General features: G+C 28.8%; 14 protein-coding genes. 6 read left to right on the top strand and 8 right to left on the bottom strand.

Features of this window, described 5'->3' with window-relative positions:
* Positions 1 to 45: 45 nt before the first annotated feature.
* Positions 46 to 3,114 (bottom strand): Tn3 family transposase, encoded by a 3,069-nt coding sequence (locus C1638_RS21085; protein ID WP_109623910.1) that lies wholly within the window; start codon positions 3,112 to 3,114, stop codon positions 46 to 48.
* A gap of 208 nt (positions 3,115 to 3,322) precedes the next feature.
* On the opposite strand from C1638_RS21085, the gene C1638_RS21080 reads away from it, so the two are divergent.
* Complete coding sequence (locus C1638_RS21080) at positions 3,323 to 3,925, top strand: recombinase family protein (protein WP_109623909.1); 603 nt, start codon at positions 3,323 to 3,325, stop codon at positions 3,923 to 3,925.
* A gap of 61 nt (positions 3,926 to 3,986) precedes the next feature.
* Here the strand turns inward: C1638_RS21080 and C1638_RS21075 are convergent, their stop codons facing one another.
* From C1638_RS21075 to C1638_RS21055, 5 genes are all read right to left on the bottom strand, one after another.
* Positions 3,987 to 4,730 carry a DUF3667 domain-containing protein gene (locus tag C1638_RS21075; RefSeq protein WP_109623908.1) on the bottom strand — a complete coding sequence of 248 codons (744 nt, stop codon included), beginning with the start codon at positions 4,728 to 4,730 and terminating at the stop codon, positions 3,987 to 3,989.
* A gap of 89 nt (positions 4,731 to 4,819) precedes the next feature.
* Positions 4,820 to 5,146, bottom strand: coding sequence for a transposase (locus C1638_RS21070; RefSeq protein ID WP_109623907.1), 327 nt, complete (start codon positions 5,144 to 5,146; stop codon positions 4,820 to 4,822).
* A 39-nt stretch (positions 5,147 to 5,185) separates the two neighbouring features.
* On the bottom strand, positions 5,186 to 5,632 hold the full coding sequence (locus C1638_RS21065) for a transposase (RefSeq protein ID WP_109623906.1): 447 nt from the start codon (positions 5,630 to 5,632) through the stop codon (positions 5,186 to 5,188).
* A gap of 80 nt (positions 5,633 to 5,712) precedes the next feature.
* Positions 5,713 to 6,525 carry a hypothetical protein gene (locus C1638_RS21060; RefSeq protein ID WP_109623905.1) on the bottom strand — a complete coding sequence of 271 codons (813 nt, stop codon included), beginning with the start codon at positions 6,523 to 6,525 and terminating at the stop codon, positions 5,713 to 5,715.
* 132 nt (positions 6,526 to 6,657) lie between these two features.
* Entirely contained in the window at positions 6,658 to 8,034 is a 1,377-nt protein-coding gene (locus tag C1638_RS21055; RefSeq protein ID WP_109623904.1) for a sensor histidine kinase, read from the bottom strand.
* A 111-nt stretch (positions 8,035 to 8,145) separates the two neighbouring features.
* On the opposite strand from C1638_RS21055, the gene C1638_RS21050 reads away from it, so the two are divergent.
* From C1638_RS21050 to C1638_RS21035, 4 genes are all read left to right on the top strand, one after another.
* Positions 8,146 to 8,793, top strand: a complete 648-nt coding sequence (locus C1638_RS21050) for a response regulator transcription factor (RefSeq protein ID WP_109623903.1) — start codon at positions 8,146 to 8,148, stop codon at positions 8,791 to 8,793.
* 56 nt (positions 8,794 to 8,849) lie between these two features.
* On the top strand, positions 8,850 to 9,035 hold the full coding sequence (locus tag C1638_RS21045) for a hypothetical protein (protein ID WP_109623902.1): 186 nt from the start codon (positions 8,850 to 8,852) through the stop codon (positions 9,033 to 9,035).
* A 119-nt stretch (positions 9,036 to 9,154) separates the two neighbouring features.
* On the top strand, positions 9,155 to 9,721 hold the full coding sequence (locus tag C1638_RS21040; protein ID WP_109623901.1) for a Crp/Fnr family transcriptional regulator: 567 nt from the start codon (positions 9,155 to 9,157) through the stop codon (positions 9,719 to 9,721).
* Between the two features lie 50 nt (positions 9,722 to 9,771).
* The gene (locus C1638_RS21035; protein ID WP_109623900.1) at positions 9,772 to 10,224 is read left to right on the top strand and encodes a DoxX family protein; all 453 of its coding nucleotides are present in this window, start codon (positions 9,772 to 9,774) and stop codon (positions 10,222 to 10,224) included.
* A 376-nt stretch (positions 10,225 to 10,600) separates the two neighbouring features.
* Here the strand turns inward: C1638_RS21035 and C1638_RS21030 are convergent, their stop codons facing one another.
* A complete protein-coding gene (locus tag C1638_RS21030) occupies positions 10,601 to 10,780 on the bottom strand; it encodes a hypothetical protein (protein ID WP_109623899.1) in 180 nt (59 codons plus the stop codon).
* Between the two features lie 126 nt (positions 10,781 to 10,906).
* Between C1638_RS21030 and C1638_RS21025 the strand changes: the two genes are divergently transcribed.
* Positions 10,907 to 11,371, top strand: a complete 465-nt coding sequence (locus tag C1638_RS21025; protein WP_109623898.1) for a hypothetical protein — start codon at positions 10,907 to 10,909, stop codon at positions 11,369 to 11,371.
* A gap of 1 nt (position 11,372) precedes the next feature.
* Here C1638_RS21025 and C1638_RS21020 read toward each other — a convergent pair whose 3' ends face one another.
* Entirely contained in the window at positions 11,373 to 11,630 is a 258-nt protein-coding gene (locus tag C1638_RS21020) for a hypothetical protein (RefSeq protein ID WP_109623897.1), read from the bottom strand.
* Positions 11,631 to 11,951: the final 321 nt, after the last annotated feature.

The following is an 11,951-nucleotide window of genomic DNA, read 5'->3' as shown; positions in this document are numbered from 1 at the left end:
GGCTTCAAACCAAAAATGGGACAAAATGTTTGTTTCAGATTATAATTAATTGATTTTAAATGAGTTAATTTTAACCATATTAAAAGATGGTTTGTCTAGGTTAATTATAAAATCGTATTCTCCATGCATATTAACGTGCTGCCAAGTCATTATGGAACTGTTTTTCATTAATTCTATGTTCTTCTGCACTTCATCTTCCTCTTCAATTTCAGATAATTTATTTGATATAAAAAGATAATTCCACAAGATAATTGCATTTTGGATCAAGTGCCTAGATGCTACAACAATTTCTTGTTCTTCTTTAGTTCCATATTTTAACTCTTGATTATTTCCAAAAAAAACAGCTTTAGCAAATAAGTGTGATAATTCAATTTTATTTAATTGTTTTTCAATATTTTGTCGTAGATGGGTTTCATCGAAGTACCTTAATAAAAAAATAGTTTTATGAATTCGCCCTATTTCTTTTATTGCTTTGTGGAGAGGGTGTTGCTTTGCATATGAGCTTAATCTCTTTAAAATAATAGATGCTTTTGTTTCTCCTAATTTAATTGAACATAATAACCTTAGTATATTTTCCCATTGATCTGAGATCATAGACTCATCAATATACATACTCTTTGATGGAAGTATTTTATAGCCTTTACTTTCATATATATTTCTTGAAACCTCCTTAAAAGTGTATAATAGCTGGTCATTATAATTTTTAATTCTAGGAGCGAATAAAATTCCCAAAGAATTACAAACACCAAATATAACTTCACTATATCCATGAGTATCTGTTGAATGCATATCACTTTCTATATCTCTATTATGAAGCAGTCCATCAAGGATATATCCGGCTTCTCTTTCAGAAGCACTAATTACACTATTATAAAAAAGTTTGCTTTTTTCATCTATAAAACTGTAGGCAGAAACACCTTTTCCTGTTCCAAAGTATTTGAAAGAATGAGTAGCATTAATTGACGGAACAGTTACATTAAATTTTTGTCCGTCACTAGAAGTATGTAATGAATCTTTCTTTTGAAGATATATTTTAGGGAGGGATAACTTTTCTATGATGTCTAGAACCATCCGGTTTGCTTCATCTATATTATCTTTGCTAAAAAACCATCGTACTACATATTCCAATTTATCAGCTCCAATACCTGTGGATATCTTACCCATTTTCCTTATTCCAATATTACACCCCAATGCTATAATTGCAGCATAAATAATATTTTCAGAAGGTGAATCTTTACTTGACTTTCGGCTATAATGTAAAAAAGAAGAAGTGTAATTTGTAGAAAAATTAATGTCAGATAATATTTTTGTAAGAGGGATATAAATGTTTTCTCCGATGATTTCATGAACAAAATGACTTGTAGATTCGGTTAATTTTGGGGTAGTTACTCTTGGTCTGTTATCTTTACTAAATTTTAAATATTCATTCGTCATTATATTTTCATTAGTTTTTTTGTAATGTTCAGCCATATTCTCTTTTAAAAATGACAAAGCATCTTCCATATCATATAAGTGATTGATATTTGCTCTATCCAAAAGTTGTTTTTTATCTAATTTCCAACGGTTATAACCAATTAAGTAATCATCAATTGATTTATATTTATCTGAAAATTTCAGGTTTAACGTACCTGCTTTTATATGATTAGAAACCTCTTTGAATAAAAGAATTTTATACATTTGGCTATTAAATTCTCCGCTATCATTAAACAGCCATTTTTGTTCATTTCTGGCAATAAATTCCGTAGGAGAAAAATGAGTTATTTTTCCATTTTTAGTTTGGTAATTTTTTATTGCAGATATTATATTCGAATCAGACATTTCAGTATTGAATTCAAGCATTAATAAAATTCCTCCAACCCTATTGTGTATTTTTCTATATCCATTATTTAAGGCTTTAAAGAATAATTCTTCTTTTAATGCTGCTGTTCCTAAATTTTCAAGTTTGTTAATTTCCTGAATAATATTATCATGAAAAGATTCATTTTCAGAAGCTAGAATGTTTTTTATTAATCTCAGTTTTTCAGAATCTCCATATTGATTTGTGAAAATTACTTGTTTTACCTTTTCTAATTGTTTTTTTGAAGAAAAAATAATGTTTCTAATTTTCATTAACTGTTTTTGTTTACTAGGTTTTAGATCTTTCTTTAAAAAATCATTTGCTATCAACTTATTAGTGTTATTATAATATTTTTGGGTTACTTGTAGAAAGATATCAACGAATGAATCTTGACGAATACGATATTGATAAATAATGAATGATACCATATAAAGTCTTTTTCTTTCAATATCTCTAATACTATCAAACTGTATATGTTCAGCTTTAACAACCCAAACAGCATAATAATTTAATATGCCGGAAATTTCATTCAGTTTAGTAATATTAGAAAGATTAAAATGCATATCTCTAATAATATTAAAATCATCAATACTTTCTTTAATTTTTCTTGGTGTTGTTGCTTGAATAACTCGTTTCAGTTTTGTGATCAGATATGGATTTTTAGAAGTTACTTCATCATCATTGGTTGGGAGCTTCATCATTTCATCTAGTAAATTTTTCTGAATAATGGTAAGATTCCTATCAACCATATTTACTAAATTCTGTTCAAATAAATTTAAAGATTCTGCTATAGTCTGAGCAAAAATATAATACTTTGGCTGCTCAATCTTTTTTTCTTCTAAGAACGAAATTAACGAATTAAAAAGTTCTTTTGGCCTTAATGGAGTTTTAACCAATTCTGATGTTTCCTTTTCAAATAAATCCTTATTTTTAGTAAAGGATCTGTATCCAAATTTATTTAAGATAAATGTTCGATGTCTATTGTATGCGTACTTTTTATATTTTAAAATATCTATATTGAAACTTAAACCACAAAGTTCAGATACATATTTAATATCATCTTCTCTGTACTGACTAGGAACGAAGAATTTTTTCTGTGCCAGGAAGTATCCTTTTTGAAGTATATATCCAACGGTTGTAATACTTTTTCTAAGCCTTAAATTAGCTTCATTATCCAAATCTAACGTGAATAGAATTTTTCTTTCTTCATCCGTTAATTCAACAGGATTATCAAAAAGTTCAATATCTTTTTCTTTTAATAGGTTTATTCTTGACATCAGAAATATTTTATATTTATAAATATATTAAAAAGACGTTTTTCCATGCATTTCAAATTTGTGAATTTCCCAAAATTAGACTATAGTTTAATATTGAGAATAGAATACCGTAATTTCAGATGAATTAAGAGAATTAATTTAATACCAAAAACACCTACTCTAAAATTGATAAATTTATAATATATTTATTAATTCAAAAAAAACTAATATGAAGGCAAGATATATAAGAGTATCTACATTAAATCAAAAAATTGAACGACAGTTAGAAAAACAATATCCTGATGAAAAAATCTATATAGATAAACTTAGCGGTTCAATTCCATTTAGTGAGAGAGTTTATGCAAAAGAGCTTCTCAAAGCCGTTGAGGAAAATAAAATACGTTATATCAGTGTTTCAAGTATTGACAGATTAGGAAGAAATACTTTGGATGTATTACAGACTATTGAGAAATTCCATAAAAACAATATCTGTTTGAAGGTAGATAATTTAGGGCTGGAAAGTTGGGTTAATGGAAAAGAAAACCCAACTTTCAAATTGATCATTAGTGTTTTAGCCAATATCAGTGAAATGGAAAGGAACTCTTTATTGGAGAGACAAAAGGAAGGAATTGCAATTGCAAAAGCTAAAGGAACCTATAAAGGGAGGTTAAAAAATACGACAGAATCTGTAGACGAATTTTTAGCCAAGTACCCGAATGTTATTCATTATTTAAACAAAAAAAATCCACCAACCATTATAGAAATTGCTAAACTCACAGATTGCTCTAAAAATACAGTACAAAAAGTAAAAAAATATATTCATTATAAATAATTTCTATAATTACCTAATCTTTATTGCAGTGTTATTTCATTATTAAAATTCTCTGATTTAATCAGCTTTGATAGAAAAGCAGACCAAATATCAGAATGACATAACAAATAAAGAAAAACGTTATTAATAATAAAACTCTTAAAAATATTTTCCTTAAAAATTTTTCTTTATAAAAACCTTTGTAAAACCATAATAAAATAAAAGGTATTATAGCTATTGAAAGAAATGAAATAGGGATAAATACTTTAACATTATTTTTAAAAAAATACATCACAGGATATATCAAAATAATATTGATTAATGTATAGCATGATAAGATATATGCATTCATTACTATGTGTTCATAATAATTCTGCCCCCAACATTTAAATGCTATCTTTGTGAAGATAGCAAAAATAGGAATGAGCAAAAGCATGATCAAGGAGTTATAACTTGACAAGTACGAAAGTAAATTGTTCAAAGAGCCTGCATAAATATTTTCCTGTGAATAAATTTCCCTCATAATAGAATTTATTTCAATAATCTTAAATGATATGAAGGCAGAAATACTACTTAATACAAATGCTAATAATATAGGTTTATAATGATTTATTCTATTACCATCAATAAATTCTTTTGCGGTTCTACCTGGGTTTCTAATAATATTTTTTATAGAATAAAGAAATCCTTTATTCGTGTGAAATATTGAATATTGTAATTCATTCCAAATATACTCTCTATCTATTCTTTTATATTTTTTTTGACCGCAGTTACTGCAAAAGTTCTCAGTAATAAGTTGTTTACAATTGGGGCAGTTATATTCCATTTTAAGTTATTTTTCTTTGCATAAAGGCTCTATAAATATATATTAATTTATATAAATACTAAAGGTAAAATAGAGTTTTCTGCCATTCTTTAATAGTACTTTTTTTTCCAGCCAGCAATAGTGTTTCTACTAAGCTTAAAATGTATGGCTAGCTGAATGTTACTCAACCTTTTTCTTTTCTGGAATTCTAATATCTGTAGAATAGTGGACTTATCATAAGAACGATGCCTTTGATTGAATTTATCAAAGCTCTTAGAACTGTCCTCTCCAAAAATGAGTTTATTAAGATTAATAACATCCAGAAAAGATAACTGACTTTTATTCATGAATGTTTCGCAATCTTGTATCTTTTCTGGAAATTTAACTAAAAGAATATCTTTATAAATTCTTTTATAATCTGGGATCTGTGTTTTCATACCTATTTCTTTTATAAATAATATTTTTTTAATTTTAATTTATGAACTTTCGGTTTTCCCTGAATATTTACTTATCCACTTATAAAGTGTAGTTTTAGGAATTTTATATTCTTCTATGATTTGCAGTTTTGTTTTCTGACCGGTTTCCAAAAGTTCAAGTATGAAGTTGATAAGCTCTCCGGTGTAGATATTTTTGCGGAACTTAGGGAGTGATGATTTTTTCTCTCTTTGGTTTTTTGCTTTTTCTCCTGATGAAGGCGGTGCATACAAAATCATATGTTGGCTGTAAACTCTGAAAAAATCGTACTCAAGAAGTTTACCCCATCGTAAAAGAACGATAGTGTCCAAGCTTTCTTTTTGGTACATCTCCAATACATCATTTTCAGTACAATTTAGGAAATTACAAATGCGGGATATTTCTATCCCACTCTCTGTAACAGCCTGGTTTATTAGGCTCCCGATATGTATATCTTTAAAATTATTCATGCTATTTCATAAAACTGCCACCTAGAATAATATTCAGATGACAGTTTTTCTCATTTGTATTTAAATATATATATATAAAATCATTGTGTTACTAGTAGTGATCCTACCGGTATTGCATATATTGAATCTTCAGACCATGCCTTACCTCCAAAGTTAAAAATAGTTCCGCTAGGGTTGCCATTTGTTGTCATTGCTCCGGCATTATAGTAATAGGTTTTAGGGTTTGAAGAACTATTTTTAATCACCGTCCCTCCTACAACCAACCCATATATGCTGGAAGACGTCCATATTCCTGATATCAATTTTCCCGAAACTACGTCAGGAGAAGATCCACCACCAGGGGTATCTGAAAAGCAAGATCTTAAAAAGATTGACTGCCCTGGTGTCGGAAGTATATTTCCAGTTATAAGAAATGAAGCACTTATAGCATAAGTTGAATTTGCAGGCAGTGTAATTGTTGTTCCGGTATGAGTGAAGTTTGCTGCACCAATTGTCAAATTTACTCCTGAACTGGAAAGATCTGGTATTATTACAGGAGCAATCAATGGGCTTTGAGTCCATTGTGCATTACCGTTAGCATCTGAGGATAAAACTTTTCCTACCCCCTGAGATCCATCAGACAAATTAAAACCGCTGCCTGGTGATGATGCTGTAATTGCAAATTTAGTTTGTGGGCTCATATTATTGACACCTACATTCCCATTATCTAAGACTGTAACCATTTCTAAGGGGGTGGACGCAGAATTACTAATTTTTAATGCCTTTGTAGCTGCACTCGATCCTTTTGAAAGGATATCCAAAGTGGCTTTGGGCTGATCAAGATTAATCCCTACTTGAGTAAAAGCTAACGAAGAAAGAAATAAAAAAACTGTTGAAGATATTTTTCTTTTCATAATTTGTGTTTTAAATGTTTACACCTGAATTACAATATTATCTGTAATTCTTGATGACAAATTTATGAGAAAAACATATTGTACAATTTCAGTAAAAGTGGGTAAATACGCCCCCTCCTTTTGGGGGTGTTATTATTTGAAATAGGGAAAACTTCCAAAAATTTTTGTTCCGTCAGAAAAATGATACTGGATATGCCCATGAAGTTTTTCCATTCTGTCAAGAACATTAGAGAGACCTAGCCCTCCAGTGTTATTATTATTGAGTTTCTGTTTATAATTGAATCCTATCCCGTTGTCTTCAATTGAAAAATAGCACATTTCATTATCAAAGGATATATTAACAATAATTTGGTCTGCTCCTGAATGTTTGACAGCATTTCCAATACTTTCATTAAGTACAAAATATAACTCATTGAGTTGAAACGCAGTTAAATATTTATTAATGGTAGACCTATCCATATCCACTTTAATATTCAGTGAAGATGTTTTATATTGTTCCTTTATTGAATCCAGCAGTTGTACTATATCAAAGCCCTGACTGCTTTCTCCGTAATAAAGTTTCTGAATATAATCCCGAACCTGTATGTAAATACTATTGACCTCATACTCCAAATCTTTCAGCAATTCCTTTTCATTATCATTTTTGGACTGCAGCCTTTTATCACTGATATAAAATTTCAATCCGGTTATAGCATTGCTTATTCCATCATGAATATCTATAGAAATTTTAAGTCTTTCTGTATGTCTGCTTTCCTGCACTGCATGTTGTCTTTCAATTTCAGCAATAAGAAGTTTCTTTTCATTAGTCGCATTCTGTGTAATAATTTTCAGTTTATCATCCCAATCGTTCTTTGCTCTGATGCACAAGCCCACCATAAACATAATGAGTTCCAAAAACCACCCTGTACACAGAATAGAAAAGTTTGTCAAACCATAGAGTTGTTTTTCAGGCGAATCAAAATATACCCCAATTGTATTGAAAACGAGAAAAAATATACTCCCTACATAAAAAAAATTATAATAGGCGACAATTCTTTTTCTATACAGATGTAGTATAAACAGTATAACAACTATAAGCATATATAGCGAAACCGGGACTATCATATATTCAAAGTAATTTGTATAGCTAGGAAAAAAAAGCTGAAGTGTAAGATAAACTAAAAAAGCAAAAATGAGTAGTAACTGTGCAATATCTGCTAATTTTCTAAATGTCTTTATCTTTTTCTTAAAATCAATTGTAATATAAATAAAACGGATGTATAGAAATAGGCTTCCCCAATACAACAGCTCACTTAATAGATATAAAAAAAGAGGCTCATGAGTATATTTGGGTGTTAATAAAAATTCCTTTATCAGAATATACCCCAAAGTTGGCCATAGGAAATTTCTATACCGCTTCAATACTTCGTCTTTTACATAATGATAATAGAACGTAAAGAATGAGGTTGCTGCCATTACAGCACCTAAGGTTATATAGGGAATTACACTGTCTATCCTAACATCATTCATTATAATTTTTTTTACAAATCTAATAAACCCAAACTAATTAAAAAGCCCCCCTTTTGTGGGGATATATAAATAAAAAAATAAAAATATATTTGTATAATATTGTTTAATACTATGTTAGTTGCATTAATAGATGATCATCAAATGATAGCCGAGGCTATACGAAATAGCCTTTTATTTCAAAGAATAGCTGCAGAAATAGAAATTTATGGCAGTGCTCAGTCATTTTTTGAAAAAACTGATAAATCGAGACTTCCAGAACTTATTATTACTGATCTTTTGATGCCGGGAATAAACGGTGTAGAATTATTAAAAGCCTATCATAAATTTATCTTATCTAATAATGAAGAGCATACCTGCAAACTTATTGTACTATCTACATTATCTGATCCTTTGACAGTAAAAATGGCAATTCGCTATGGGGCTAATGCCTACCTTTCAAAAGAGTCTACTATAGAAGAACTTATAGAAGCAATTAATGAATGCATGGATGGAAATAAGTATATTGGAAGAAATCTTCGGGATGGTATTGTTAATAATTTTTTTAACGATGAGCAAATTGTTTATCATCTTTCTCCCCGGGAAAAAGACGTTCTTAAATTGATCTGCTCTGGCAAAACAATAAAAGAAGCAGCATATGATATGAACCTCAGTCCCCATACTGTCAAAAGCTACTATAAAAATATCATGAAAAAATTTAATGTTAATAGAACTTCTGATCTTATTGTATTTGCAATGAAAAATGGATTCTATCAGTCCTGAAAATATAAGTTTCTAAAAAGAGGAAGATCATATATACTTAATAAAAGAATATCAAAATGGAAGCAATAAAATATAGCACAGAGAAAGAAGCATTAAAAGAGGCACAAAGATTAAGTGAAAAAAACAGTTTGGTCCTGCATGTTATAAAATCAGATGAACAATATTATTTAGATGAAAATGGGCTTTTAAGAGCATGGGAAACGTTAATAGCGGCTTTTGAAAATGGAAGACGAATAAAATAAGAAAAATAAATATTGAATTATTTTATCTGGATCTGCATAATGAGAATGAAAATCTATTATACCTGTGTATAGAAAACTCAAACCACAGATAAATTTATATCTAAAAAAATGAATATTGAATGGAAGCAATAAATCTTTTTTTTAATAAATATGTTTCTATTCCAGAAACTGAATTTGATTTTTTTGCAGACTGTCTTGAAGAAAAGATATTTTCAAAAAAAGATATAATAATTGAAAAAGGCAAAATTGAAAATTTCCTTTATTTTCTTGATGATGGAATCGTACGGTTGTATTATCCTGATATAAGTAATGAAAAAACATTCAGTTTTGTTTTTAAAGAAAATTTTTTTTCTGCCTATGATTCTTTTCTTTTAAAAATTCCCTGCAGATATGAAATACAGTGTCTTGTAGATTCAAAGGTACACCGTATTTCATATGAAAATTTACAAAAAATCTACAATGGGACCAAAAATGGAAATGAAATCGGGAGGAAAATTGCAGAGCAGCTTTTTTTAAACAAATTGCAGAGGGAAAATGATCTACTTTTGAAATCTGCCACAGAAAGATACTTAAGCTTATTTCAAGAAAAACCAGAGCTCATTCCGCAAATTCCTTTAAAATATATAGCTTCTTATATTGGCATTACTCCTCAGGCTTTAAGTAGAATTAGGAAAAAAATTTTTTAACATAGGTTCATTTACTTTTGAAGTAAATTCATGGAACTTTACAGAAAAAAATGAAACCTCTATTTGTACTTATTGTTGTATTTATATTATTTTTGGTGGCAACCAAACTTATTAAAGGGCAATGTGATGTGAATCTATCAGGCAGAGCAGCTTTGGCTGCTATGTTTATTTTTACTTCAATCGGACATTTTGTATTCACCAAAGGAATGTCTTTAATGATGCCTGACATTATTCCTTATAAATTTCAAATTATTATTGCTTCAGGAATTTTAGAATTGGTTTTTGCTTGTGCGGTACTTTTCCTTCATGATCGTTTTGCTGGATGGATAATAATAGCTTTCTTGATACTGGTACTTCCTGCCAATATTAAGGCTGCCTTTGAAAATATAAATTATGAAACGGCTGAACATAATGGAAGTGGGCTAAAATATCTCTTCTGGTTCAGGATTCCATTTCAATTATTTTTAATAGGATGGATTTATTTTTTCTTGATTAGAAAATAACATTGTTTATTTTACAAATTACAAGTATTTTAAGAAATTATATGACATTTACGTACTTCATTGGAGTCTTTAAATTTAAACAGCTAGCAAAAGGGGAGTGGAATTGCGGGTATAATTGTATTTTTTATTTATCTTTACAAGGAGCAAAATAAATATCACTTATTACACTGACTAATTTTAGGCCCTTCGGGCCTTTTTTGTTTCCTTCAAAATATGGTGCACATTAGAGAACAAGCTTTAATTGTTATAAATTACAACTATTAAAAATCAATTAAATTGATTTTACTCTTAGCATACTTTAAAGTCCATTATGTGAGCTGACCCCAATTTTATACAAATTTTAATTTCAGATTGCAATTAATTCATTTGAAATCAATTAATTGCAATCTAAAACAACCATTTTATCCCATTTTTGGTTTGAACCCTTATTAGCAAGATCATAAATACCTTCAGTAATCTTACTGCCATTTTTATATTCATGAAGTAATTCACGGTTAACATATACGTTGTAAAGGTCATTAGCTGAGTTTTTGGTTTTATATGGTTTTTCATTCATGGAGTCTTAGTTTTTTTGGCTGTTAATAGATTTTTTATATATCTGCTAAGTATTTAATATTGTTATGTTATTTTTGTTTTTTATCTTTGACAAATATAGACAATATTTAGACCAATATACACATAAATGGACAAAATACAAACCATAAAAGAAAGAATCTTCATATTCCTTGAAAAAAAAGAAATCAGGAAAGAAGCATTCTATAAAGCCACCGGAATGTCATCTTCAAATTTTAAAGGAAATGCATTGAAAAGTGATCTAGGAGTAGATAAATTGGCGAAAATACTTACTGTATACCCAGAACTTAATTACAATGAAAATCTATTGTGGCTAGTTACTGGAGAAGGGGAACTAAATATAGAAATAAAAAAAAACCAGCAAAATGCTGGTCTTAATATAATAAAGTCGGGTGAAGAACAAGTTGGAGATTTATTGGCTTCTTTATTTGCACAATATAATACTCAAGATAAAGGAATTCTTTTCATTCAAAATCAAATAAAAAGAATGGAACAAAAATACGATGAAGCTTTTAAAAAGCAAAATAAGCAATTACAAGAAATTATCGAATTGGCTAAATTAATAAATAAATAAATTAATTCTTATTTACGATAATTTTATCATTGTCACTTAAAAAAGTTTTTGTTGGATTATTAAGTACTAAATAACCCAGATCTTTTGCAAACAATTCCAATTCTTGCATGGTATTAATAAATCCATTATTAATTTCCTTTTTAACCAAAAACATCTTTCGTAAATATTCCTCTTCAGATATAGTAGTAGAATTATAATCCTCCCAAAGCTTATCTGATATAGCAACAAGTACTTTTAATCTTTCTCTATGACTATTCATTATCTTGAATGTTACCTCGTTTAAAAAGAATAGACGAAAATCTACCTAATGTGTTCGTATTGAACTCGTCTAATAAATTCAATTTCCGATAGTAATTGTCAAGACGGAAAACTAAAAATATAATTAAAATCAAGAGGCAAATAACTGCCATATCTGCAATAATGGATATCTGATTTTTATTGAAAAATATAAACTTCACATAAGTAATTAAATGAAAATACCCGGAGACTAATGCAGCATAAAAAGTAAATCTATGCGCTCTAAAAAGTCCTCCTAATGCAAGCAAAATGAAACATGAAGATATAGACAAATAATATAATG

It is taken from the genome of Chryseobacterium oncorhynchi, assembly GCF_002899895.1.
Taxonomy (GTDB): Bacteria; Bacteroidota; Bacteroidia; order Flavobacteriales; family Weeksellaceae; genus Chryseobacterium; species Chryseobacterium oncorhynchi.
Note: the sequence above shows the minus strand (reverse complement) of the source record. Positions and strands in the feature narration are given on the sequence as shown.